This window comes from Synergistaceae bacterium (assembly GCA_017450125.1).
GTDB lineage: Bacteria > Synergistota > Synergistia > Synergistales > Aminobacteriaceae > JAFUXM01.
The window spans coordinates 24,759-48,538 of sequence record JAFSWZ010000028.1; the positions used below are offsets into that span (position 1 = coordinate 24,759).

Sequence of the window (23,780 nt, forward strand, 5' to 3'; positions counted from 1 at the left end):
ATTCTCATGTTCATAGCTACTCCACCATTCCGACTGTCTTTATCTGTACTCCGCGCGTTATCTCGTTGTACGACACAACGAAGATGTTGCTTATCGAGCCTTCAATGAGCCTGCGCACAATCAGCCTCACATCAGGGTGAACCAGCAGCACGGGCGGAAGGTTCTTGACGATCATCTCTTCCATTGCGCGGGATATTGCGGAAATCATCCTCTGAACTTCGCGCGGGTCTAAGTTCAGCTGCCAGCCCCGTGCCAAATCTCCGTCAACACCGGCCGTAATCTTCTGCTCCCAGTTCGGCGAGAGAGTCGCGGCTGTAATCACTCCGTCCGGGCCCTGAATCTTCAAGGAGATTAGGCGTGAGAGTGCTTCTCTTGCGCGTTCGGTGAGGAAGTCGACACTACGGGACATCTTGCCGAAGTCAGCGAGTGCCTCAAAGATCGTAACGAGGTCGCGTATCGGTATCTGTTCGCGTATGAGGTTTTGCAGAACCTTCTGAATCTCACCCAGAGACAGCGACGCTAACAGGTCATTGACGACAGCAGGAGAGTTCTCCTTGACCATGTCAGTGAGCTTCTGGACTTCCTGACGCGTGAGGAGTTCTGCGCCGTTCTTCCTGATTACCTCGCTCAAATGCGTTGCAAGCACTGACGGAGCATCAACGACCGTGTAACCCATCGCCTCTGCCTTGTCCCGCAGGTCTGGCGAAATCCACAGCGCGGGAAGCCCGAATGCCGGTTCTTTCGTGGGAACGCCGATGAGGTCTTCTGCGACTGCTCCTGTGTTCATGGCGAGGTAGTGGTCGGGGAGAAGTTCGCCTCTTCCGGCCTCTGCACCCTTCACCCTTAATATGTACTCTGTGGGCTTTATCTGTATGTTGTCGCGGATTCGTATCGGCGGAACGACAATCCCCATCTCTAAGGCCATCTGCTTGCGTATCGTGCCGATTCTGTCGAGCATGTCTCCGCCCTGTCCCGGGTCAATCAGCGGGATAATCGCGTACCCAATCTCTGCCTCCATCGGTTCAACCGTGAGGAGCTTCATCACGTCTTCAGGAGACACCGGCTCGGCCTTCGGAGGTTCGGCCTGTGCTCCGGGCGCGGAAGGTGCTCCGGGTGCTCCGGCGGGGACTTGGCCTGCTGTTCCGGGTGCGAGTGCGGCCTGTTCTTCGGCGTTGATTGCCTGAACGTTCGCTTCACGGCTGACGGCATAGCCCAGTGCTCCCGTGAGTAAGGACAACGACACGAAAGGCACTGTAGGCAGTCCGGGAATAAGTCCCATCGACATAAGCATACCCGAAGCGATATACAGCGGTCTCGGGTAACGCGTGAAGGAGTTGATGAGGTCCGGGCCAAGTTCTGAGCTTGCGGCGGCACGCGTAACGATTACGCCCATTGCGGTAGACATCAGCAGGGCGGGAATCTGTCCGACGAGTCCGTCCCCTACGGTAAGAAGGCTGTAATGTCCTGCTGCCTGAGCCGCGTCCATTCCGCGCATGAAGATTCCGATTGAGAGCCCGCCGACAATGTTTATCGTGGTGATTATGAGGCCGGCGATTGCGTCTCCCTTCACGAACTTGCTTGCACCGTCCATCGCTCCATAGAAGTCCGCCTCGCGCTGAATGTCCTGCCTTCTCTGCTTCGCTCCCTGCTCGTCGATAAGTCCGCTGTTGAGGTCAGCATCAATTGACATCTGCTTGCCAGGCATTGCGTCGAGAGTGAAACGCGCGGCGACTTCTGCGACACGTTCAGCACCCTTAGTGATTACCAGCATCTGAATGATGACCAGAATCAGGAACATGATTATTCCCACGACGTAATTTCCGCCGACAACGAAATTCCCGAAGGCGTTGATGAGTTCGCCTGCGTTGCCGTAAAGCAGTATGAGCCTCGTTGTGGAGACGTTGAGCGACAGGCGGAACAGCGTAGAAATCAGGAGCAGCGTCGGGAAGATAGAGAGGTCTAACGCTCTCTTGACGTAGAACGTAACAAGCAGCGTAACCACGCCGAGAGTTATGTTCATCGCGAGCAGTATATCAATGAGCCAGGTCGGCAGGGGAACGACCATCATGATGATGATGAGCACCATAAGGAGAGCCACGCCGATATCGGAATAGCTCTGAACCTTCTTGCGCATACTTGGTACGCTTGCGGCGGCGGCCTCTGGCAAAGTGAAACTCATCCCCGTTCAATTGCAGAATAAATGTTGTGGAAAATCAGCCTTGTATTTTACACGAAAAGCCGTAAAACAGGAAACCATACTATAATCTACAGCCAGCATCACAAATCTCACAGGAGGTACTACATCATGAAACGCAGACTTTTTGCAGGCGCGCTGGTGCTCATCATCAAGAACAAGAATGACAGACCAGCAACTTTGAATGTTTACTGGAAATAGACTTGCATAATGTGATAGACTGCATAGAATTTTTTGACGATAGGAGTTTTTCATGGCAATGAATTATGTAGAAGTCAGCGTATTCATCATTTATCTGGTATTCATGCTCGCAATAGGAGTATGGTTCTTCGTGAAGGACAAGCATCAGACGGAGAAGGGTTACTTCTTGGGAGACAGGAAGATGGGGCCGTGGGTTGCGGCACTTTCCGCCGGAGCGTCGGACATGAGCGCGTGGGTGTTAATGGGACTGCCTACGTCGGTTTACGCTCTCGGACTTGGCCAGGTCTGGATTGCTGTAGGTCTCGCGCTGGGCTACTCGCTGAGCTGGATCTACGAAGCCCCCAGACTTCGCGCGTTCTCGATTACGGCCAACGACTCAATCACTATCCCCCAGTACCTCACTAACCGTTTTCTGTCGGAGTCGAAGACACTGCAGATAATCTCTGCGGCAGTGTTCCTCGTGGCCTATACGGTATACGCGGCATCGAGCATCAAGGCCTGCGGTACGCTCTTCAACACCGTAACAGGCATTAACACGACCGTAGCAATGTACCTCGCGGCAGTAATCGTAATCGGCTATACGTTTCTCGGAGGGTTCAGCGCAGTATCGTGGACTGACTTCTTTCAGGGAATGCTGGTGCTTGCGGCAATGCTGATTGTCCCGATAGCGGCGGCAACAATGCTTGAGCCCGGTGCTTCTGCATCAATCGACACGCCCAACTACTGGAACATGTTTTCTTCGTGGCAGGACATAGTCTCAGGTCTGGGCTGGGGGCTCGGGTATTTCGGGATGCCTCACATCATCATCCGCTTCATGTCCATCAACTCACAGAAGGAGCTACGCAAGTCGGCCAAGATAGGCATCTCTTGGACGCTGATAATCTTGGGCTTCGCTGTTCTTGTCGGAGTAGTAGGGAGAATGTTCATCGGCTTTGATGACAATGTGAATGCGAACTCGCTCGTGTTTGTCGTGATGACGCGGAGGATTTTCCCTGCTCTGATTTCGGGCGTAATGCTCTCGGCGGTTCTTGCGGCGGCAATGAGCACTGCAGACAGTCAGCTTCTTGCGGCGGCTTCGGCGTTTGCGTCGGACGTGTACCATCCTGTTATCCGCAGGAATCAGGCTACGGAAAAAGAGATGCTCTGGGCGGGGCGTTATGTGGTTCTGCTCATCGCTCTTGCGGCACTGTACATTGCGGCGAACCCTGACGCGGGCTCGATAATGTCCCTCGTCTCCAACGCGTGGGGAGTGTTCGGAGCTGCTTTCGGCCCGGCAATAATGCTGAGCCTGTTCTGGAAGCGTTTTACGTTCTCCGGCGCGGCGTGCGGAATCTTCGTCGGTGCTGTTGTGGACATTGCGTGGTTAATGTACATGTCCCACACGGGAGTCTACGAGATAATTCCGGGCTTCTTCGCGGGACTGCTGGCGGCTGTAGTTGTGTCGGTGCTGTCGCCGAAGCCTTCATCTGAGGTTGAGGCACTCTTTGACCGTGCACTGACGATGTCGAACGAGTAAGATTTGGAGAAAAAAATTGCCTCCCCTGAGATTCTCGGGGGAGGTTTTGTTACGTGCTGAGGTTATGCGTTCATTGCCTTAAGGTGTCTGGCCATTAGTTCCTTGCGGCGGGCGGCGGTGTTCTTGTGCATTACGCCTTTCGCCACTGCTTTGTCGATAACGCTCTGTGCGCTGTCGAAGACCTTGCGGGCAGCTTCTGCGTCTCCGGCTGCGGCGGCCTTGAGGAGTTTCTTGACGGCGGTCTTGCACATGGATGACCAGTGCCTGTTGTATAACCGATTGCGCTCGGCTGTCTTTACGCGCTTCTCTGCTGACTTCTTGTTGGGCATAAACTTTCTCTCCTGAATGATTGTGTGATGATGCCGGAGGGGAGACTCGAACTCCCACAGGATCGCTCCCGGCGGATTTTGAGTCCGCTGCGTCTACCATTCCGCCACTCCGGCAATTGTTATCGATGATGCATAAAATACACTGCGATTCAAGTTTTGTCAAACCTTGTCGGTCATACCCATTTCACGCAGGTGCTTCACCACGCCCCTGACCTCCTGAGACTTCCCCCGCCTCGTGATGAACAGCGCATCCGGCGTATCCACCACAACCAGATCATTAACGCCGTTCAGGACAGCCAGCTTCCCCCGCGAATGCACAAAGCAATTCTCGCTCTCCAGAAGCAGACCATCGCCGACAACGACATTCCTGCTCTCGTCGTGCTCGAGAACGTCATCGTGAAGCGCGTCCCACGAACCTACATCAGACCACCCCGAGTTCACCAGCGGCACAACAGCGACACGTTCTGCCTTCTCCATCACGGCAACATCGAACGCAACGTTCTTCACTCCCGCGAACTCCGAGCGTACAGCCTTCCTCTTGGCCAGCGCGAAGAGCTCAGGGTCAGCGTTCTCAAGCTCAGCGTAAAGGCATCGGGGCGTGAAGATGAAGATTCCTCCGTTCCAGAAGTACGAGCCCGAACGCAGATACTCCTGCGCTGTCTTGAGGTCAGGTTTCTCCACGAACCTTTCAGCCTCGCAGTAACCTCCTTCAAGTGCCTTCCCCTGCCGGATGTACCCGAAGCCTGTATCAGGCCGTGTCGGAGCAATCCCCAGCGTCGCAATGTACCCGTCCCGCGCCGCCCTAACCGAAACCTTAAGTGCCTCCGCGAAGATTCTGCTGTCCCTGATGAACGCGTCGCTAGGTGCAACGATCATGACATCATCAGCCTCTGCACCCTTCGACAGCAATTCTTCGACCGCAAGCAGAATTGCCGGAGCAGTACCTCTCGCGCAAGGCTCCTCGATGATGAAGCCCTCAGGAAGATTCTCTGCACCGAAAACCTCTGTAGCCTGAGCGTTCACGAGGTCGTGCCACTTTGCGCCGGAAATAACACGCAGGAACTCGAGCGGTACAACGTTAAGCATACGCAGAGCCGTAGTCTGCAGAAGCGTGCGTTCGCCGTGAAGAGCAAGAAACTGCTTCGGAAAACTCTCCCGCGAGAGCGGCCACAGTCTCGTCCCGCTTCCCCCGCTGAGGATAAGTGCGTAGGTATTGCTCATCAGTTGTTCACCATAGACTTCGTGCCAAGCTTCAGCATCTGCGTAATGCTCGTCGACAGAAGCGGTATCGGGTCAACGAACTGCCCGCCCAGAATCAGGCTGTAGTGAAGGTGAGGGCCTGTAACCCTTCCAGTCGCGCCGGACTTGGCCACAACCTGCCCCTTGACGACACTATCACCCTTCTTGACGTTTATCTCGCTCAGGTGGAAGAAAGCCGTGATTACACCGTTGCCGGAGTCAATGTAGACGCTCCCGCCCGCGTAATAGTGGAAACCCGTCAGTATCACCGTCCCCGCGAACGGAGCACGCACCTTCGTGCCGGTAACCGCCCTGATGTCAGCTCCGTTGTGCCCGGCTCTGGGCTGTCCGTTGTAGACGCGGCTCTTGCCGTACTGGCTCGTCAAAGTTATGTTCGTCAGAGGAGGCTGGGGCGGCGTTGTCCACTGTCTCGGCGTTGTCATAGAGCGGAGAGCTGCGCCGACGAGCTGGGATTCGTTACGTATTCGCTTGAGCTCCTTCTTCGGAGGGTTGACCATCTTGGGATTCACCGTGAGGTTCTCCTTCGGGTAATCTTTGGCGCGTATCGTTATGAACCCTGAGGCCTTGTACTTCCTGCCGCCCTGAACGAACTCGAAACGTATAGGGTAGCTGCCCGGCTTGACCTTCCTCACGTCAGTGCCGAGCAGAGCGTAGGAGATTTTCCCCGCTCCTCCCTGCTCTACATTGAGGGCAATGCTCCTGTCCATCCACGTAACTGACGGCGAAGAGTAGTCGGCTGTGGAGGTTATCGAGACCGCGAAAGCCTGTCCCAAGTCCCAGCTCGTGGGAAAGTTCACCCATGATGCTGCTGATGCTGAGGAGGAGCAGAGCAGGAGAAACAGCACTGACAGCAGAAATTTTCTTGTGCGCATATAATTCACTCCTGATTCAGATTCTTTATGAGTTTCACGAGAAGCCCGGCAAGTTTCCCTGAAGATTTCTTCATCACGTCGAGGACTTCCTGCCCCGTCAGAGTTTTGTCCGGCTCAATCCCTGCCGCCATGTTCGCGACGCACGACAGAACTGCAACCCTCAAGCCCATAGCGTTTGCCGTAATGACTTCGGGGACTGTGGACATTCCGGCCAAGTCTGCGCCGAGAAACCCCGCCATCTTCACCTCTGCCGGTGTCTCGAAGGACGGCCCCATGAATGCCGCGTAAACTCCCTGCCTCAGGCCGAAGCTTTCAAGCACAGAGAGTATCGCCGGGCTGTAAGCATGGCTCATGTCGGGGAAACGTTCATTCCAGCGCGAGTCGTTCGAACCGCTGAGAGGGTTCGCTCCCATGAGGTTGATGTGGTCTCTTACGGCTATGATGTCTCCGGGACTGTAAGACGTGTTGATTGCTCCGGCGGCATTCGTGGCTATGTAGTTCCTCACTCCGAGCATCCCGAAGACACGGACGGGAAAAGTTACTGCCTTCATTGAGTGCCCCTCGTAGTAATGCACTCTGCCCTGCTGGATGATTACGGGACTGCTTGAAATTCTCCCGATGATGATTTTTCCCGCGTGCCCTGGTGCTGTTGAGCCTGGCCAGTGCGGAATGTCAGCAACGTCTATGGTTGTGGTGTTTTCTGCCGCGTCCGCAATACCTCCTAGTCCTGAGCCGGAGACTATTACGGTTTCGGGCTGTTCTGGGAGAAAGCGTCTGATGTAGTCCGCTGCTTCTAGTGCCTGTTCGTAGTTATAAGTTGTCATAGTAACCGCCTCCTTAGGTTAATGGATTGACGTATTCTAGCATACGGTGTTGACGGCTGAATGCATGATACAATTACTGAAATTTCCACGCAAAATAAAGGGGCAGAACGTAATGACGGCAAAACAAGAACGAGCTGTAGAGCTGAAGAACAGGACGGGCGACGCACACTACAACTGCGCACAGGCAGTAGCATGTGTATTCAGCGAAGAGACGGGAGTAAGTGAAGAGACCATGAAGAAGCTCGGAGCGGGTTTCGGTCTCGGAATGGGAACTATGGAGGCAACCTGCGGCGCGCTCTGCGGTGCACAGATGGTGCTGGGACTCATGAAGTACGAGGGCAAACCCATACGCAAGGACGCTGCGGAACTGTACAAGGCGTTCACGGACAAGTGCGGAGCCTCAATCTGTAAGGAGCTCAAGGGAGTCGGGACAGGGAAGGTATTATGTTCCTGCGACGACTGCGTAAGGAATGCAGTAAAAATTTTGGAGGGAATGTTGACGCAATGACAGTATCTGTGTATAATCACGCATCACGCATCACGCATCACGCATCACGCCATAACTATGCCCATTCACAGCTGATAATCAGGACTTTCACGGAGGCCGGACAATGATCAAGCAGGCCATAAAGTCCGTACTCGGTGAGAAGAACATAGCCCGCATTCAGCGCGTACGTCAGGCGATCGGCGCGGCACGCGCAATGTGGCACAACACCGGCAGAGCAGCGATGAGCCAGTCAGACAGAACAGCAACATTGTGCCTGATGCAGGTTCACCAGATGGAGAAAGCTATGGTTGTCGGCAAGACCAGCTACATCGACACGGTCAAGTACAGCCAGCTTATCGACAGACTATCGGAGCTTATAGACGGCGGCATGTCCCCTCAGGACTTCACGGTGAGGGAATGTGCCGCTGTGATTCACTCAGCACTTGGCCAAGTTGTAGGGCATGATGAGGATAAGGCAGTCTTTGCGGCCTTCCTCGAGCAGTGCGGTATACCTCTGGACTTCAGGGGAGGAGTTGAAAGAATCCCGCGCGCGGAAATCTTCGCACACAACGACTTCGACTATCACGCGTTCGTGAGTTCGCGGCACTCGGTGAGACGCTTCAAGGACAAGATAATTCCCCGCGAGGCAATCAACGATATTGTTAGGGACGCTCTGTACTGCCCGTCAATCTGCAACCGCCAGCCCTTCAAGGTCTACTTCTCCGAGAACCCCGACACCGTCAAGCGCATCATCAAAGCCGGAGTAGAGCCCTTCGTCGCACCGAACGTCCACGACGCGCTGATAGTAACCTGCGACAGGGCATTACTGACACCCGCAGAGATGAACGACCAAGAGTTCCTGAACGGCGGAATCTTTCTCGGAGCACTGGTGCTGTCGATACACGCGCACGGTCTGGGGTCATGCTTGTTCCAGTTCCTGCAGGTGAATGCTAGGCAGGAGAAGATACGGCAGGAGTTCGGAATAAGTTCGAGCGAGGTTATCTCTGCGTTTGTAGGGATAGGCGAGCCTGAGGAGGAGGTGGTTTATGCGTGTGCGCAGAGACGGCCGGTTGAGACGGTTGCGGTGGAGCTCTAGCGTTTGCGTCCCGGCAGAGGCTTGGTGATTACCTTCTGCCACAGCGATATATACTGCTCATGAAGAAACGACGGGTAATCACGTTCAAGGCTGGGACGTTCCCACCTGAACACATCAGCCCGCCCGGCCAAGTACTTCTTCAGCGCAGGAGGAGTGTCGTCGTCAATCAGCGTCGTGATCCCCTGCGCCTTGTTGCTCTCCAGAACCTCCCGCAGCCCCGCCATGTTCCCCTTCTGCCACAGCTCCAGCCCCTCAGGACGGAGAATCCTGCACCCAGCCGCCTGAAGCAGAATCCCCGACGACCCGCTCATGTCGCACACGGTTACGTCCTTCAAGACCTGCCCGACAAGCACAGAACTCGACATTCGCGCCTGAAACTCCGCGAGCCTACGCTGATAGTGCGGGTAATTCTGCGCATCCCACTCCGACAACGCCGTCAAGACCCTCTGCGCCACAAACGGAATCACTGACGGATCCCAGAGCGCATTCACCTCCGCAGGAAAAGGCGAGTACAGGCACCTCACAGCAAGTTTCTTCCGGCCGTCAACACCAGAAACCTTAGCGTCGTTCTCGTCTAGCGCAATAACCTTCGCACCCTCCTCAAGCTCGCGCAGGGACTTTCCGCGTTCGGCAAGCACAAGGTCTCCGTTGGCGTTCCACACGCGCAGAGGAATAACGTTGACTTCAGGGCCTCCGATGAACGAGACAAGCAGGGCAAGGCACGGATGACACACTGCAACGTTGAGCTTGTCATCACAGTAACCTGCCCTGCCCGTCAGTAACATTGCGCACAAAACTGCCAGCGCGGCTAACTTACTCGCCAAATTTCGCCCTCAAGTCGTCAAGCACAAGCTCAGCGACCTTCTTCTCTGCTCCCTTGCGCGTCCTGTCGCTCTCTGTATGCGAGAAGCCCGACAGGTACAGCCTCACAGTGAACGTCGGTGCATGAGACGGCCCGGTAACGTTCACAAGCTCGTACTCCGGCAAAGGCATCCCGCGCTTCTGAAGCCACATCTGCAGCTTCAGCTTCGGGTCTGTTCCGGCGGCCTGCTCTTCCGCGTCGCTGAGAAACAGCTTCTTCACCACACGTTCTGCCGCTCCCATTCCGCCGTCAAGACACACCGCACCAAGTACTGCCTCGAGTGCGTTCGCCGTTACGGACTTCGGGAGAGAGCCGGTCTTCATCGTGTGCCCGTGAAGGACAATGTACGGTATACGCAGGGCTTCCGCCTTCACGTACAGCGAGTCAGACTTCACCAGCTCAGCGCGCATCCTCGTGAGTTCGCCTTCGTTAGCGTCAGGGTACATCCTGAAGAGCGAGCGGCTCACGATAAATTCCAGCACAGAGTCCCCGAAGAACTCTAAGCGTTCGTTGTCGTAGGGCAGGCCGTATTCATGCGAGAATGACGAGTGGCACAGTGCCTGCTCGAGAATGCTTTTGTCGCTGAACGTGTAGCCTATTCCGTCCTCGAGAAACGCTATCTCGTGCGGGTCAAGGCGTGCCTTGCTCTTGAGGGCATCAAGGTTTATCTCAGTCATTGTACTTCTGGAACGCTAACACTCCGTTGTGCCCGCCGAAGCCGAAGCTGTTGACGAGAAGGCGGTCTACGTTTCTGTTCACGCCCGCGCCGGTGGAGATCGTGATGTCGCATTCAGGGTCAGGAGTCTCGTAGTTCAGTGTCGGGTGAATGTAGCCTTCCTCGATGGCCTGCATCGACGCGATGACCTCGAGGCCTCCTGCAGCTCCCAAGCAGTGGCCAATCATCGACTTCGTTGAAGTAACTGTGATGTTCTTGGCCGCGTCTCCGAAGACTGCATTAATCATTCCGGCTTCCATCTTGTCATTGAGGCCGGTGGATGTCCCGTGAGCGTTGATGTAGTCCACCTGCTCTGGTGTCCAGCCCGACATCGTTATGGCTTTGCGCGTTGCGTAGGCTGCTCCCTTAGCTTCGGGGTCAGGGGCGGTAATGTGCCCGGCATCGCAGGAAGTCCCGTAGCCCGTGAACTCCGCGTAAATGTGCGCTCCGCGTGCAAGTGCGTGCTCCAGCTCCTCGAGCACAACTACACCTGCACCCTCGCCCATCACGAAGCCGTCCCTGTTCTTGTCGAACGGCCTGCTGGCGTGCTCGGGATCATCGTTGCGGGTTGAGAGTGCCTTCATCGACGCGAAGCCTGCAATCGCTATCGTGCGAAGTGCCGCTTCAGTTCCTCCGGCGACAATCACGTCTGCATCATCGCGTATTATTGTGTGGTACGCCTCGCCCATCGAGTGCAGGGATGTCGCGCACGCCGTAACTACGCAGAGGTTCGGGCCCTTAGCACCGAGAACTATTGCGACGTAGGCCGTGCTCATGTTGCTTATCATCATCGGGATGAAGTACGGGCTGACCCTGCGCGAACCCTTCTCCAGCATCGTCTTGAAGTTGTTGAAGGATGTCTCGATTCCTCCCTGACCCGTGCCGATGTACACTCCCAGCCTGTAAGGGTCAACGCTCTTCACGTCCAGCCCCGCGTCCTCAACTGCCAGCTTGGCCGCCGCAACCGCGAACTGTATCGCACGGTCTGACCTACGGGCTTCCTTGCCGGGCATGTAGACGCTCGGGTCAAAGTTCTTTATCTCCGCTCCGAACGTTACGGGACAGTCCCCCAAGTCAAATGTCGTTATGCTCGATATTCCGTTCTTGCCGTCCCGCAAGGCCTGCCAGTAATCTTTCTTCCCTAACGCTATCGGGCTTATAGGGCCTAAGCCTGTTACGACGACTCTGCGCTTGTTGTTGTTTGTCAAGAATTTCACGCTCCTCTATACAAAACAGGGGGACAGAACAATAGAGCTCTTCCCCCACAAAAATGCCAGGTTAATTGCTGCCTGATTAGTCCTCCACGCCGAGTTTCTTGAGCGTGTAATCCATTGCCTCGCCGACTGATGTCAGCTTCTCGGCCTCCTCGTCAGGAATATCGATCTCGAACTCTTCCTCGATTCCCATGATGAGCTCCACTATGTCCAGCGAGTCAGCTCCCAGATCCTCGACAAAGTTCTTCTCGGGGGTTACCTGGTCTTCCTCAACCTTGAGACGGTCGGACACTATAAACTTCAGCTTTGCTACAGCCTCTTCCTTTGTGATTGTCGCCATGTTGTTCACCTCCTCCGTTAAGATGCTTTACGTGCATATATAATTAGCACATTGTCATTCCCCCGTCAACTGCGAGGGTTGTGCCGGTGATGTATCCGTTCTCTTCGCGCGCAAAGAACGCAACTGCTCTCGCTACGTCCTCAGGGCTTCCGATTCTTCCTGCAGGTATCGTCTTCAGGATGCTGTCCTTCACGTCGGGCTTGAGGACTGCCGTCATGTCCGTCTCGATGAAGCCGGGTGCTACTGCGTTAGCCGTGATGCCTCTTGCCGCGTACTCGCGTGCTACGGACTTCGTGAAGCCGATTATCCCCGCCTTTGAGGCCGCGTAGTTCGCCTGTCCTGCGTTGCCGGTGATTCCGACGACCGACGCGATGTTGATGATTCGTCCGTAACGTGCTTTCGCCATGTCGCGGATTGCCGCCTGAGTGCAGAAGAAGCAGGAGTTCAGGTTCGCGCTGATTACTGCCTGCCAGTCTTCGGACTTCATCCTCATCAAGAGATTATCGCGCGTAATCCCTGCGTTATTCACAAGGACGCTCACCGTGCCCATAGAGGCCTTGACCTCCGCGAACAATCTTGCGACTTCCTCCTGACTGCTGACATCTGCCTTGAAGGCCGCTGCCTTTACGCCGAGCGACTGTATTTCTGTGCAGAGAGCTTCCGCCGGTTCTGCGCTCCTGTTGTAGTTCACTGCAACGTCAAAGCCGTTCCGGCCAAGTTCGAGAGCTATTGCTCTGCCTATGCCGCGTGATGAACCTGTAACTAGTGCAAGCATTCCCGAATTGCCTCCAGTGCCTGCGGTGTTCCGCCCGACTTGACGGCCGCGCCCTTCTTGCAACGTTTGATGAGGCCTGCAATCACTTCGCCCGGCCCGAGCTCGTAGTACTCAGTTATCCCGAGAGTGTCAGCCATGTACAGCACCGAGCCTTCCCACAGCACAGGGCTGAAGGTCTGGCGGTAAAGCGAGTCGCGAATCTCTTCGGGTGTCTTTACGGTGCTTGCTGATACGTTAGCGATAATATCATACTTTGCGGGATTCCACGAAACTTTTTCGAACTCAGCACGCAATTTTTCTGCGGCAGGCTTCATGAATTTGCTGTGGAACGGTGCAGAGACGTTGAGCTTGACTATGCGCTTCGCCTTGTAGGTCTTTGCTTCGGCTATGGCTTTGTCGATGTACTCGCTCAGTCCTGAGATAACGACCTGCCCCGGAGAGTTGAAGTTTGCGGGTGAGATTTCGCCGTTCGGAGCTACACCTTCGCACAGAGCCTTCACGCCCTCAGCGTCCAGCCCAAGAACCGCCGCCATTGCGCCCGTACCTGCGGGGACTGCCTCCTGCATGAACGTTCCGCGTGAGCGCACGAGCCTCACCGCATCAGCGAACGACAGCACTCCCGCCGCGACAAGAGCAGTGTACTCACCGAGACTGTGTCCGGCGGCACACGCAGGGGCTAACTCTGCTCCCAGTTCTGTCGTCAGTGCACGGAGAGCCGCGATGCTCACGGTCATTATTGCGGGCTGTGCGTTCATCGTGAGGGTAAGCTCGTCTTCAGGGCCCTCGAAGATCAGGCGCGTGAGGTGTGAGGACAATGCATCATCTGCTTCCTCAAAGACCGCCTTAGCAGAAGGGAAGGCATCGAACAATTCGCGTCCCATTCCGACGGTCTGCGAGCCCTGACCGGGAAACACAAGAGCATACATTTACGCCTTCACCTCCCCGACACGTGAGAGAACCTTCTCTGCCTCAGCAAACATATTCTCGATGATTGTTTTTGCGGGAAGAATCTCGTTGACCATTGCGGCACTCTGACCGCTCATCAGCGAGCCCCAGTCCGCGTCGCCGTCAACAACTGCCGCACGGAGCTTGCCTGTGCCCAGAGCCTCGATCTCGCTGGCGGGCGCACGTTCTGCCTCTAACCTCTCGAACTCTGCAGTGAGCTTGTTGCGCAGACACCTAACGGGATGCCCCAGCGACTGGCCGGTTATCGCGGTGCTTCTGTCTTTGGCGGCCAAGACTGCCTTCTTGTAGTTCATGTGCACGGTGCATTCATCACAGCAGATGAAGCGCGTACCCACCTGCACTCCCTCAGCACCGAGAGCAAACGCCGCGACAACTCCCCTGCCGTCGGCGACTCCTCCTGCGCACACAACAGGAATCTTCACCGCCTGCGCAATCTGCGGGGTAAGAACCATCGTAGTGAGTTCTCCGATGTGCCCGCCTGCTTCCATGCCCTCAGCTACAACTGCGTCTGCTCCCTGCTTCTCGACGCGGCGTGCCTGAGTTACCGACGCAACTACGGGAATCACAATCGTTCCGAGAGGCTTCAGGCGTTCGAGGACTTTGCCGGGACTTCCTGCACCTGTCGTTACGACCGGGACTCTCTGTCGCGCGGCAACTTCCAGCGCGGCTTCTGCTGTCGGGCTCATCAGCATAATGTTCAGGCCGAAAGGTCTGCCCGGCTCAATCATGCTCTTTGCCTTGATGATCTCCTGCTCCAGAATCTCAGGCGGAGTGTTGGCGGCGGCGATTACCCCGAGACCTCCTCCGTTGCTGACAGCTGAAGCTAGCTCGGCGTTAGCTACCCACGCCATTCCTCCCTGAATTATGGGATACTTTGTGCCCAGTAACTTGCACACCCTGTTATCTTCTCTAAGTAACATCTGTTCACCCTCTCTAGATTTCTCGGTTTATTTGTGCTGTGCCGTCTTCCTCGATGAACTTTCGGGCGGCGGATATTGCGCTGACTATCGCGGGAGACTTCGAGCGTCCGTGTGCTTTGAGGACTGCTCCTTTAACTCCGAGCAAAGGAGTCCCGCCGTATTTCTCGTAGTTGAAGCGCGCAAGGAGTCGCTTAACGGTCGGATAGAGGAAAGCCATTCCCATTTTAGCCATGAATGACCTGCGGACTTCGTCAGTCAGCATAGACTTCAAGCTGTGTATCATTCCCTCGCCGAGCTTCAGGGCAATGTTGCCGTTGAAGCCGTCGCACACAATAACATCAGCCTTCCCGAAGAATACTTCATTGCCCTCGATGTACCCGCCGAAGTTGAGGCTGTTCTTGTTCGCCATGAGTTCACGTGCGGCAAGGACTGTATCATCACCCTTGATGTCCTCGCTTCCGTTGGAGAGCAGCTTAACTTCCGGGCTGTCGACACCGAGAATCTTCCGCGAGTACACGCTTCCCATTAGGGCGAACTGCAGCAGGTTTTCCGGCTTGCACCTGACCGTAGCTCCGACATCGAGCATGAATGAAGGTTTCTCGATTGACGGCACAGGTATTCCGAGCGCGGGTCTGTCGATGCCGTCGATTCTTCCGACAACGAGGACACCTCCAGCGACGATCGCGCCCGTGCTCCCTGCAGACACACAGCCCTGCGCGTCTCCGCGTCTCACCATCTCCATAGCGACACGCAGAGAAGAATCCTTCTTCTTCCTGATGGCATTAGCCGGGTGTTCGTCGGGGTCAATTATCTCCGATGCGTGCTCGATTCGTATTCGCGGGTGAGAACATCCGCAGGCCTTGATGCGCTCGGTGTCGCCCGTAAGAACTATCTCTATGTCGTCGAACTTCCTGCAGGCCTCGAGTGCTCCGGCGCAGATTTCGGCGGGTGCGTTGTCGCCTCCCATCGCGTCAAGGGCAATCGTGATTGTGTTGTTCAAGTCGTTCACCTCCCCTCATGCCAAGACTTCTATGATGAATCTTCCTACGAAAATTTCTTTGTCGCCGACCCGCGTCCTTACGCTGACGATTTTACGCCCCTCGTGGTTCACGCCTACTTTTGCCCGCGCAATAAGAATGTCCCCGACGCGCGCATGTCCCTTGTACTCTCCGCGCATAGAGTCGATGATCGCATCTGCGGCCTTTATCGCGGCAACAGCTATTGAGCTGGCCTGTGAGTAGATGTAGTTGTCGCTCACAATGTCCGTGAACCTGAACGCCATATCTTTAGCGGTGCGAAGTATAGACAGTGCCCACTTGTCCGGCTCAAGCTCGAGGAGTTCGCCGATGACTTCAGAGGGGCTGAGGGACTGGAGCTTGCTGACGGCGTTCTGTGCCATTGTGCGGAGACGTTCGCGGAGTTCGGGGATGCCCATCATGGCACGGTCAAGCCTGACTGTCGAGATGCTGACACCCAGACGCGAAGCTAATTCGCTGTCCGTAATCATCGGGCTGTCAGCGAGTATCTCTGTTATTTTGTCGTGGCGTGATTGCCGGGAGTTTAGCACCTAGTCTTAATACCTCATTACAATTTGGAATGCGTGAAAGTATATTGTGTGAACGTGATTACGTCAAGGCACAAAAAATCCCTTCCCCCGAATCAGGGAAGGGGCAGGCATGTAGCTTATTACCTGGCGTTATATCCGCCGTCAATCGTTAAAACAGTTCCCGTGAGAAACTCATTTTCAGGGGAGGCAAGGAAAAATATCCCGTTGGCTATGTCTTCTACTCTTCCCAGCCTGTTCATGGGATGAATCGCCTCTATGCCTGATACGTCATAAGTTCCTGCATCGATAGCATTCTGGAGAATATCCGTCTTGATGGCTCCGGGTGCTACTGCGTTTACACGTATTCCGTGCTGTGCGTAATCGATGGCTGCTCCCTTAGTCAGACCTACCACAGCATGTTTTGAAGCGCAGTATTGCGCGGTAGCGTACAGCCCGTTAAGCCCGGCAATGGAGGCTAAGTTCACGATTGCTCCGCCACCTGTCTTGAGCATCTCTATTATGGCGTACTTCATTCCGTAATAGACACCCATCACGTTAATATCCAGCATCTTCCTGAAATCATCAGACTCTGTCTCCGCAAGTACAGCATTGCCTAATGAGACTCCCGAGTTGTTGACCATAACATCCAGCTTCCCGTACTTGGCGACGGTTTCCCTGATTACATCACGTACTTGTTCTTCGTTCGTAACATCAAGTACCCTGAAATCTACGTCGAAGCCTTTAGCCTTAAACTCGTTCCTGATGCCGGCTTCTTTCCTCGCATCACGGCTCGTAACAACAACGATATAGCCGTTCTCCGCAAACTTCATAGCAGTTGCTTTGCCTATGCCTGTTGTTCCGCCTGTGATGATTACCGTTTTCCTTGACTGGGCTTCCATCTTGTCCTCCTTAATTCACTTGGCCAGGTCCGACATGATTACATCGGCAGCGTAGATCCCCGAACCGAACGCAAGACCCACAGCCGTGCCCTCAACCTGATAATACGGCTGGCAGTACAGAGACCCCGCATCAACTCCTGCGGCGTAAAGTCCCTTCACCGGCGTTAAGTCCTTGTGCAGAACACGAAGTGATGAATCCGTGCGCAGTCCTCCGAGCGTTCCCCACGCTGAGGGCTCGTACTCCACAACGTAGAACGGTGCTTTAGCTACGGGTTTGAGGAACGTGGGATTCTTGAAGTACTCCTCGTCCTTTCCGGCCTCGCAATATGCGTTGTAGGTCTTCACTGTATCGGCGAGCTTGTCCATGTTGAAGAACTTTGCGCATTCCTCGATTGTGTCAGCCTTGACCGCCCAACCCTGAGCTACAGCCTTTGCGAGGTCTTCAGGCAACGTCTTAAGCACAACGCCTTTAGCCGTCATTGTTCCGACGTACCAATCTTCAGGATTCCCTAAGTACTCGAACAGTCCGACGGTGCTCACTGCATCAACAAACGCTTGATCAACAACAGCATAGAACTTCCCTGCGCGAAGGACAGCTTCTCCTCCGACAGAGAGAGGCTGATTAGCCATGTAGTATTCATTGAAGAAACGCTCACCGTTCGGGTCAACAAGAAGCCCGCCGTAAATTCCGATGGTCATTGCGCCGTTCGACCTCTGCCAGCCGCCGCCCTTCTTATTCGAGCCGCCGAACTCGTTGGAGATCATCGCAAAGCTGCTCTCTTCCTCCATGCCGCCAGCTTCCTTGCCCATTCTCAGGCCGTCGCCGGTTGATAACGTGTTGCCGAGAGGGTTGACCGTAATATCTCCCCAGTGCTCGCGGATAAGGCTCTGGTTTCCGAGATAGCCGCCAGTCGCAAGAAGTACTGCCTCAGCCTTGATGTTGAGGGTGCTTCCGTCGGACTTGCGCGCCTGTACTCCCTTAACCTCACCGTTCTCCATGATGAGGGATTCGCCGGTGGTCTCGCACATGAGCCGTCCTCCTGCTTTGGTGTACGCGTCAACGATGAAGCCCGGCCTGTCCGCCTTCTGTCCCTTGTAGCCATGACGCGAGCGGTAACCTGCTCCGTAATTGTCCGGGCGCAGGAACATCTCCATTCCCGTGCTGAGCTGGAGCTCTACTGCCTCGCCCGTGCGCGCAAGAACTCTGCGGAGTAATCTGCTGTCGCTCGTGAGGTACGCATCATCAGTGAGGTCGTTGAACAGCATCTCGTCGGTAACAGTTACGCCTTCCGCCTTCTGAATGCTGGTGTTAGTAGCCATCGGGCCGCCGCAGTTCCAGCCGTTAGCGACTCCTATTGTCGCACCCTTCTCGATGACAAGGACATCAACACCGTTGCGCGCGAGCTTTATTGCTGCCATCATTCCTGCAGCTCCTCCGCCGACTACTACGACTTTTGCGGAGTCTTCATTCACGATGCCTTCTCCTGCTTTGGCTTCGGCCTTCTTGTAATCGTCAGGGTTCAGACCCGCGAGCACCAGAGCTTTCGTTACGGCTTCCTTTATCGCGTCAGATGTCATCGTAGCTCCGCTTACTCCGTCAACGTTCACGGACTGATTCGCGACGATTGCGGCAGGGACTCTCTCGGCGGCGGGTTCGTAGATGCCCGGAGTCTCTCCGTGTTCGCCGAGCTCAACGCTGAGAATCTTTCCGCCCTCTATCGTAACTTTCACGTGAACATCTCCTGCCTTGCCTGTGCCGACGGCTTCATAGACCTCTGCACACGCAGGAACAGAGAGCATAACGACAGCCAATAACGCAAGAATAACCTTCTTCATGATTGCACCTCACTAGCACTGCACGAATGCAGGAGTGTCTGCAGGAGCAGCAAGATACTTCTTGAGTTCGTCGTCAAGTTTCAGCAGGGTGATAGAGAAGCCCTCCATGTCGAGAGAGGTCATGTAGTTTCCGACGAGAGTCTTCCACACCTTGATACCCTTGCCCGCAAGAACATCGCTAACGTGCTTGTTTGCGACGAACAGTTCCATCAAGGGAGTTCCGCCCATTCCGTTGACCATAACGGCGACTTCATCACCCTTGCTGTAAATTCCCTCAGCAAGAATCTTCTCGAGCAGCTTGTCGGCTATGTCGTTTACGGGCGAAATCTTCTCCCTGTGAGTGCCGGGCTCTCCGTGAATGCCGATGCCTATTTCTACCTCGTCATCCTTGAGCTCGAAGCTGGGTTTTGCGGCGGCGGGGACTGTACACGCATTGACAGCCATACCCATAGAGCGGACGTTAGCGATGACCTTTTCCGCTACTCTCTTCACATCCGCGAGGGCGAGTCCTGCTTCTGCGGCAGCACCAGCAATCTTGTGCACAAAGACCGTTCCGGCGATGCCCCTGCGTCCCGTCGTCCACGTTGAGTTCTGCACAGCAACATCATCCGCAACAATCACCTGCGCTACCTCGATACCTTCATCTTCCGCCATGTCCGATGCCATCTCGAAGTTCATTACGTCGCCCGTGTAGTTCTTGATGACGAGAAGGACACCTTTTCCGCCGTTTACTGCCTTGATTGCCTCGAAGACCTGATCGGGAGTCGGCGAGGTGAACACTGCTCCCGCTACTGCACCGTCGAGCATACCTTTCCCGACATAGCCGCCGTGCGAGGGTTCATGACCGCTTCCTCCGCCAGAGACCAGAGCGACTTTCGGACTTGGCCCGGCCGCCCTCACTAAAACATCGAAGCTCTCGAGCCTCTTCACGTACTGCGGGAAAGCCGCGACCATTCCGTCGAGCATTTCGCTGACGATTCCGTCCACACCGTTGATTAACTTCTTCACGATAATTCCTCCTTAAAGTTTATTGGCTTCGCGCGCTTCCTCTGCCGCCTTCAGAACAGAGTCCAGCGTTCCGCCTCCTGCCGCCTCTACCACTGCGCAGATACACCCTTCAACAAGCGGTGCGTCCGCAATTACTGCCTGAATGTTCTCTCCGTCGTCCTCGAGGAGCTCTATTGCCGTCTCAGAGCTCATGATTGAGCTGCCTATGTCCGCGAGAATCACTACACCATCGCCCGAGTCAGCTTCAAGGATTGCGTCCGCGATTCGCTGAGCGTCTGTGCCTATCGAGCCGTCCGACAGCCCCCCAGCCGACACCAAACCAGTAAAATTCTGCGCCATCTCTCTGGCCAAGTCAGCGACTCCCTCCGCAATCTTCCAGCTGTGCGACACAATGACTATTCCGACCATGATGCTTTACCCCCTGAGAAAATCGCGTATTGCTTCGAGGGTCAGCGTTGCTGATGTTGCGCCGGGGTCTTGATGGCCTATACTGCGTTCGCCGAGATAGCTCGCACGTCCCTTCGTGGCAATGATGGTCTTGGTGTACTCGACTCCTTCACGGGCAGACGCACACGCCGCGTCGAGAGCACTCACGATGTCAGCACCTTCAGCGAGCTTCTGTGCGTATGTTTCGCTTGCGGGGATGAGAGCATCAAGCATGGTCTTTTCTCCGCGCACAGCCTTACCCCTTTTCTGGATGCCAGCAATTGCCGCCTCAAGTGCAGCTTTGAGGTCTTCGGGTGTAAGCTCCGTTTTGCCCGCGAGAACTTTTCCGGCCTCCATGTACGCAGTCCCGTAGAGAGGGCCTGACGCTCCGCCGACGGTCGAGAGCAGGGTCATTCCTGCCTTCTTGAGGGTTGCTCCGATGTCGCTGGCTTCGGGGTCAGCTTTCTCGAGCACTGCGTGAAAGCCGCGCGCCATGTTGATGCCGTGATCTGAATCGCCGATTTCACGATCCAATTCTGTGAGGAAGTCCTTATTCGTGATGATGCTATCTCCTATTTTGGATAAGCACTGATAAACCCTGCCGGGCAATTGTGATTCCTCCTGTTTGAAAAAGTTTTGTGGGTATAGATGAAATGTTACAGCAAAAATCTTGTGTGGCAAGGTTGATTTTTAGGGAAGTTGCCCCGAATGTTAGAGCGGCTACCGGCCTGACAGCCCGGAGTGTCTGCCAGCTCTCATGAATGTAACCTGAACTCAGCAATCAACGGCACGTGATCCGACGGCCTCTCCCACGTTCTCAGCCTAACGTCCGGCGAACAACTCACGGCAAGTTCCGCGAGTCTCTCACTGGCCAGCATATGGTCTATCCTCCAGCCTATTCCCCGCGAGACAGCGTCCTTCACCCTGTAGTCGTAGAACGTGTATACCCTCTCCGACGGGCTGAACTTCCGCAGAAGGTCAATCAGTCCCTCCTTTGTGTTACGGAAGACCCGCCGAATCTCCTCCGTGAAGCACACGTGGTTCTTCTTCGTCTCGGGGTGAGTTACGTCGAGTGGTTCAGGAGCTACGTTCATGTCCCCAAGCCACAGGAACATTCCCTCCTTCTCCCGCGAAACAATTTCCTTCACGCGCGCAAGAAACTCCTTCTTCTCCGTGTAGCTCGGCGAAGCAACCTCCTTCCCCTGCGGAACGTACGTGTTCAGCACCGTCAAGCCTCCACGACGAAGCGTCAGAACCCGCGTCGTGTATTCACCGTCCCCAAAGCCGAACGACACATCCGCATCATCAATACCGTCCCTCACCAGCACTGCCACGCCGTTATACGCCTTCTCGCCGCGAAAGAAGCTCCTATAGCCCAGCACTGAGAGTTCAGCCGCCGGAAATGAGCTGTCCTGAGTTTTCGTCTCCTGCAAGAAGAGGAAGTCAGGATGTTCCTCAGGCAGCCACTGCGCAAGTGCATCAAGCCGTGCACGCACAGAATTTACGTTGAACGTCGCTATCTTCATGCCGTAATCATCTCCAGAAATTCCTGCTCACTCAGAATCATTATCCCGAGCTCCTCTGCTTTCTTCAGCTTCGAGCCCGTATCTTCCCCCGCAATAACACAGCTAGTCTTCCTGCTCACGCTCCCCGAGACCTTCCCGCCGAGTGCCTTCACGCGTTCTCCTGCTTCCTCGCGCGTCATTGACGACAACGTACCAGTGAACACGAAAATTTTTCCCGTGAGAACGTTCCTCTTGGCCGGACTTTCGCTCTCCATCGTGAAGCCCATCGCGCGGAAATCCTCTATCACCTTGATGTTGCCGCTGTTCCTGAAGAAGTCATACACTGCCTCAGCAATCACCGGCCCGACACCCTCAACGCAGGCTATCTCTTCCTGCGAGGCGTTCATCAGAGCGTCGAGAGTCCCGAAGTGTTCAACGAGGAGTGAGGCTGTGTTCTTGCCAGTGCCGGGAATCCCGAGTGCCGTAACAAGATTCACCAGAGGGCGGGACTTTGAGGCCTCGAGCTGTGCGAGGATGTTCTCTGCTGACTTCGTGCCTATCTTGTCGAACGACATCCAGTCTTCCTGCGTTAAGGTATAAATGTCGCTTAAGCACCTAACTTTCCCCGAGTCAATGAGCTTGTCGGCCAAGACCTTGCCGAGCCCCTTGATGTTCATTGCGTCGCGCGAAGCAAAGTAGATCAGTGCTTCCTTGAGCTGTGCAGGGCACGACGAACGGTTAGGGCATCTGCTGGCAGCTTCTCCCTGAAGCCGTATGACTTCCGAGCCGCATGCCGGACACCGTGAAGGCATCGTGAAAGGCTGTTCCCCTCCTGTTCTTGTGGCAACATCAACACTCACGACTTCGGGGATTATCTCTGCCGCCTTTCTCACCGTAACGACATCTCCGACGCGAATATCTTTGCGCGCTATCTCGTCGGCATTGTGTAGCGTCGCCCGCTGAACCATCGTTCCCGCAACCCTGACGGGCTCGAGCACGGCTACAGGCGTTAGCACTCCTGTCCGGCCGACGGAAACAGTGATGCTGAGGACGCGCGTTCTGGCTTCTTCCGGCGGGTACTTGTACGCCACAGCCCAGCGCGGAGCGTGAGACGTTGCGCCGATTTCCGGCCAAGCTGTGAGATCATCGAGCTTCACCACAACTCCGTCGGTGATGTAGCCCAGAGAGTGCCGCTTCTCATGCCACTCTTCTACGAACGCTTTAACCTCCTCCATGTTCTTGCAGTACCTGAAGGCTTCCTGAACCGGCAGGCCGTGAGCAGACATCCATTCGAGAGCCGTGCTCTGCCGCGTAACTCCGAGCCTTTCTGCGTCAACGAGGTAGTACAGGAACAAGTCGAGCCCGCGTTCAGCGACGACCTGAGCGTTCTTCTGGCGGAGAGTTCCTGCGGCGGCGTTGCGTGGATTCGCAAAAGGCTTGTCCGTTCGTGAATTTATTGCGCTGAAACGTTCACGCGACATGAAGACTTCTCCGCGAACCTCAACACGTCCCGCCGGAGCATCCTTGAGCGTCTTTGGGACTGCCTCAATCACCCGCAGGTTCTCCGTAACATCCTCGCCTGTAGTCCCGTCGCCTCTGGTTGCGCCGCGAACAAACTCCCCGTCCTCGTACACCAGCGACACCGCCAGCCCGTCAATCTTCATCTCGCACACAAAACCTGTGAGTGAGGGGCTTACCCTCGAGAAGAACCCCGCCAGCTCTTCAGGAGCAAAAACGTTGTCCAGCGAGAGCATCGGCGTGTCGTGTTTCACGGGGGAAAAGAGCGTGCTGACGTGTCCGCCTGCCCTGTGCGTGAGGAAGTCCTTGCGCATGAACTGCGGGTAATCGTGCTCGAGGCCGGAAAGTTCACGCACAAGAGCGTCATATTCGGAGTCGGGAATTTCGGGAGCGTCGCGGTCGTAATAGAGCTCCGCATGATGCTCTATCAGTGCGTAGAGGTCATTCATGCGGGCTTCAAAGATATTCATG

At 55.4% G+C, this 23,780-nt stretch carries 24 protein-coding genes and 1 tRNA gene; 3 read left to right on the plus strand and 22 right to left on the minus strand.

Features of this window, described 5'->3' with window-relative positions:
- Window positions 1-16: 16 nt before the first annotated feature.
- Window positions 17-2,179 (minus strand): flagellar biosynthesis protein FlhA, encoded by a 2,163-nt coding sequence (gene flhA, locus IJT02_06120; GenBank protein ID MBQ7544504.1) that lies wholly within the window; start codon window positions 2,177-2,179, stop codon window positions 17-19.
- 268 nt (window positions 2,180-2,447) lie between these two features.
- Between flhA and IJT02_06125 the strand changes: the two genes are divergently transcribed.
- The gene (locus IJT02_06125) at window positions 2,448-3,911 is read left to right on the plus strand and encodes a sodium/proline symporter (protein ID MBQ7544505.1); all 1,464 of its coding nucleotides are present in this window, start codon (window positions 2,448-2,450) and stop codon (window positions 3,909-3,911) included.
- 62 nt (window positions 3,912-3,973) lie between these two features.
- On the opposite strand, the gene IJT02_06130 is transcribed toward IJT02_06125, so the two are convergent.
- The 5 genes from IJT02_06130 to IJT02_06150 all read right to left on the minus strand — a co-directional run bounded on the left by IJT02_06130 (window position 3,974) and on the right by IJT02_06150 (window position 7,196).
- Window positions 3,974-4,240 (minus strand): 30S ribosomal protein S20, encoded by a 267-nt coding sequence (locus IJT02_06130; protein ID MBQ7544506.1) that lies wholly within the window; start codon window positions 4,238-4,240, stop codon window positions 3,974-3,976.
- A gap of 31 nt (window positions 4,241-4,271) precedes the next feature.
- A tRNA-Leu gene (locus IJT02_06135) sits at window positions 4,272-4,354 on the minus strand.
- Between the two features lie 45 nt (window positions 4,355-4,399).
- Window positions 4,400-5,461, minus strand: coding sequence for a mannose-1-phosphate guanylyltransferase (locus IJT02_06140; GenBank protein MBQ7544507.1), 1,062 nt, complete (start codon window positions 5,459-5,461; stop codon window positions 4,400-4,402).
- Window positions 5,461-6,372, minus strand: a complete 912-nt coding sequence (locus IJT02_06145) for a M23 family metallopeptidase (protein ID MBQ7544508.1) — start codon at window positions 6,370-6,372, stop codon at window positions 5,461-5,463. The genes IJT02_06140 and IJT02_06145 overlap by 1 nt, the downstream gene beginning before the upstream one ends.
- A gap of 5 nt (window positions 6,373-6,377) precedes the next feature.
- Complete coding sequence (locus tag IJT02_06150; protein ID MBQ7544509.1) at window positions 6,378-7,196, minus strand: purine-nucleoside phosphorylase; 819 nt, start codon at window positions 7,194-7,196, stop codon at window positions 6,378-6,380.
- 112 nt (window positions 7,197-7,308) lie between these two features.
- Here IJT02_06150 and IJT02_06155 point away from each other — a divergent pair, with 112 nt between their 5' ends.
- The gene (locus IJT02_06155) at window positions 7,309-7,704 is read left to right on the plus strand and encodes a C_GCAxxG_C_C family protein (protein ID MBQ7544510.1); all 396 of its coding nucleotides are present in this window, start codon (window positions 7,309-7,311) and stop codon (window positions 7,702-7,704) included.
- A 103-nt stretch (window positions 7,705-7,807) separates the two neighbouring features.
- Window positions 7,808-8,779, plus strand: coding sequence for a nitroreductase family protein (locus tag IJT02_06160; protein ID MBQ7544511.1), 972 nt, complete (start codon window positions 7,808-7,810; stop codon window positions 8,777-8,779).
- On the opposite strand, the gene IJT02_06165 is transcribed toward IJT02_06160, so the two are convergent.
- The 16 genes from IJT02_06165 to ligA all read right to left on the minus strand — a co-directional run bounded on the left by IJT02_06165 (window position 8,776) and on the right by ligA (window position 23,779).
- Window positions 8,776-9,603: a hypothetical protein gene (locus IJT02_06165; protein MBQ7544512.1), complete on the minus strand. Its 828-nt coding sequence runs from the start codon at window positions 9,601-9,603 to the stop codon at window positions 8,776-8,778. The two genes, IJT02_06160 and IJT02_06165, sit on opposite strands and share 4 nt — an antisense overlap.
- The gene (rnc, locus tag IJT02_06170; protein MBQ7544513.1) at window positions 9,593-10,318 is read right to left on the minus strand and encodes a ribonuclease III; all 726 of its coding nucleotides are present in this window, start codon (window positions 10,316-10,318) and stop codon (window positions 9,593-9,595) included. Before rnc ends, IJT02_06165 begins: the two co-directional genes overlap by 11 nt.
- Window positions 10,311-11,564: a beta-ketoacyl-ACP synthase II gene (fabF, locus tag IJT02_06175; GenBank protein MBQ7544514.1), complete on the minus strand. Its 1,254-nt coding sequence runs from the start codon at window positions 11,562-11,564 to the stop codon at window positions 10,311-10,313. Before fabF ends, rnc begins: the two co-directional genes overlap by 8 nt.
- An 85-nt stretch (window positions 11,565-11,649) precedes the next feature.
- The gene (acpP, locus tag IJT02_06180) at window positions 11,650-11,910 is read right to left on the minus strand and encodes an acyl carrier protein (protein MBQ7544515.1); all 261 of its coding nucleotides are present in this window, start codon (window positions 11,908-11,910) and stop codon (window positions 11,650-11,652) included.
- A 43-nt stretch (window positions 11,911-11,953) separates the two neighbouring features.
- Window positions 11,954-12,685, minus strand: a complete 732-nt coding sequence (gene fabG / locus IJT02_06185) for a 3-oxoacyl-[acyl-carrier-protein] reductase (GenBank protein ID MBQ7544516.1) — start codon at window positions 12,683-12,685, stop codon at window positions 11,954-11,956.
- Complete coding sequence (fabD, locus tag IJT02_06190) at window positions 12,673-13,611, minus strand: ACP S-malonyltransferase (GenBank protein ID MBQ7544517.1); 939 nt, start codon at window positions 13,609-13,611, stop codon at window positions 12,673-12,675. The genes fabG and fabD overlap by 13 nt, the downstream gene beginning before the upstream one ends.
- Window positions 13,612-14,571, minus strand: a complete 960-nt coding sequence (locus IJT02_06195; protein ID MBQ7544518.1) for a nitronate monooxygenase — start codon at window positions 14,569-14,571, stop codon at window positions 13,612-13,614.
- Between the two features lie 13 nt (window positions 14,572-14,584).
- Window positions 14,585-15,559: a phosphate acyltransferase PlsX gene (plsX, locus tag IJT02_06200; GenBank protein ID MBQ7544519.1), complete on the minus strand. Its 975-nt coding sequence runs from the start codon at window positions 15,557-15,559 to the stop codon at window positions 14,585-14,587.
- Between the two features lie 27 nt (window positions 15,560-15,586).
- Entirely contained in the window at window positions 15,587-16,138 is a 552-nt protein-coding gene (fapR, locus tag IJT02_06205) for a transcription factor FapR (protein ID MBQ7544520.1), read from the minus strand.
- Between the two features lie 119 nt (window positions 16,139-16,257).
- A complete protein-coding gene (locus tag IJT02_06210; protein ID MBQ7544521.1) occupies window positions 16,258-17,016 on the minus strand; it encodes a glucose 1-dehydrogenase in 759 nt (252 codons plus the stop codon).
- A gap of 15 nt (window positions 17,017-17,031) precedes the next feature.
- Window positions 17,032-18,852, minus strand: coding sequence for an FAD-dependent oxidoreductase (locus tag IJT02_06215; GenBank protein MBQ7544522.1), 1,821 nt, complete (start codon window positions 18,850-18,852; stop codon window positions 17,032-17,034).
- 12 nt (window positions 18,853-18,864) lie between these two features.
- Window positions 18,865-19,860 carry a dihydroxyacetone kinase subunit DhaK gene (dhaK, locus tag IJT02_06220; protein ID MBQ7544523.1) on the minus strand — a complete coding sequence of 332 codons (996 nt, stop codon included), beginning with the start codon at window positions 19,858-19,860 and terminating at the stop codon, window positions 18,865-18,867.
- A gap of 12 nt (window positions 19,861-19,872) precedes the next feature.
- A complete protein-coding gene (gene dhaM, locus IJT02_06225) occupies window positions 19,873-20,268 on the minus strand; it encodes a PTS-dependent dihydroxyacetone kinase phosphotransferase subunit DhaM (GenBank protein MBQ7544524.1) in 396 nt (131 codons plus the stop codon).
- Between the two features lie 6 nt (window positions 20,269-20,274).
- Window positions 20,275-20,895 (minus strand): dihydroxyacetone kinase subunit L, encoded by a 621-nt coding sequence (gene dhaL, locus IJT02_06230; GenBank protein MBQ7544525.1) that lies wholly within the window; start codon window positions 20,893-20,895, stop codon window positions 20,275-20,277.
- A gap of 146 nt (window positions 20,896-21,041) precedes the next feature.
- Entirely contained in the window at window positions 21,042-21,812 is a 771-nt protein-coding gene (gene xth, locus IJT02_06235; protein MBQ7544526.1) for an exodeoxyribonuclease III, read from the minus strand.
- A complete protein-coding gene (gene ligA / locus IJT02_06240) occupies window positions 21,809-23,779 on the minus strand; it encodes an NAD-dependent DNA ligase LigA (GenBank protein MBQ7544527.1) in 1,971 nt (656 codons plus the stop codon). Before ligA ends, xth begins: the two co-directional genes overlap by 4 nt.
- Window position 23,780 lies beyond the last annotated feature (1 nt).

Excerpts from the sequence above, each read along its gene's own strand:
- flhA (MBQ7544504.1), bottom strand. The coding sequence starts at position 2,179 with ATGAGTTTCACTTTGCCAGAGGCCGCCGCCGCAAGCGTACCAAGTATG.
- IJT02_06125 (MBQ7544505.1), top strand. The coding sequence starts at position 2,448 with ATGGCAATGAATTATGTAGAAGTCAGCGTATTCATCATTTATCTGGTA.
- IJT02_06130 (MBQ7544506.1), bottom strand. The coding sequence starts at position 4,240 with ATGCCCAACAAGAAGTCAGCAGAGAAGCGCGTAAAGACAGCCGAGCGC.
- IJT02_06140 (MBQ7544507.1), bottom strand. The coding sequence starts at position 5,461 with ATGAGCAATACCTACGCACTTATCCTCAGCGGGGGAAGCGGGACGAGA.
- IJT02_06145 (MBQ7544508.1), bottom strand. The coding sequence starts at position 6,372 with ATGCGCACAAGAAAATTTCTGCTGTCAGTGCTGTTTCTCCTGCTCTGC.
- IJT02_06150 (MBQ7544509.1), bottom strand. The coding sequence starts at position 7,196 with ATGACAACTTATAACTACGAACAGGCACTAGAAGCAGCGGACTACATC.
- IJT02_06155 (MBQ7544510.1), top strand. The coding sequence starts at position 7,309 with ATGACGGCAAAACAAGAACGAGCTGTAGAGCTGAAGAACAGGACGGGC.
- IJT02_06160 (MBQ7544511.1), top strand. The coding sequence starts at position 7,808 with ATGATCAAGCAGGCCATAAAGTCCGTACTCGGTGAGAAGAACATAGCC.
- rnc (MBQ7544513.1), bottom strand. The coding sequence starts at position 10,318 with ATGACTGAGATAAACCTTGATGCCCTCAAGAGCAAGGCACGCCTTGAC.
- acpP (MBQ7544515.1), bottom strand. The coding sequence starts at position 11,910 with ATGGCGACAATCACAAAGGAAGAGGCTGTAGCAAAGCTGAAGTTTATA.
- fabG (MBQ7544516.1), bottom strand. The coding sequence starts at position 12,685 with ATGCTTGCACTAGTTACAGGTTCATCACGCGGCATAGGCAGAGCAATA.
- fabD (MBQ7544517.1), bottom strand. The coding sequence starts at position 13,611 with ATGTATGCTCTTGTGTTTCCCGGTCAGGGCTCGCAGACCGTCGGAATG.
- IJT02_06195 (MBQ7544518.1), bottom strand. The coding sequence starts at position 14,571 with ATGTTACTTAGAGAAGATAACAGGGTGTGCAAGTTACTGGGCACAAAG.
- IJT02_06210 (MBQ7544521.1), bottom strand. The coding sequence starts at position 17,016 with ATGGAAGCCCAGTCAAGGAAAACGGTAATCATCACAGGCGGAACAACA.
- IJT02_06215 (MBQ7544522.1), bottom strand. The coding sequence starts at position 18,852 with ATGAAGAAGGTTATTCTTGCGTTATTGGCTGTCGTTATGCTCTCTGTT.
- dhaM (MBQ7544524.1), bottom strand. The coding sequence starts at position 20,268 with ATGGTCGGAATAGTCATTGTGTCGCACAGCTGGAAGATTGCGGAGGGA.
- xth (MBQ7544526.1), bottom strand. The coding sequence starts at position 21,812 with ATGAAGATAGCGACGTTCAACGTAAATTCTGTGCGTGCACGGCTTGAT.
- ligA (MBQ7544527.1), bottom strand. The coding sequence starts at position 23,779 with ATGAATATCTTTGAAGCCCGCATGAATGACCTCTACGCACTGATAGAG.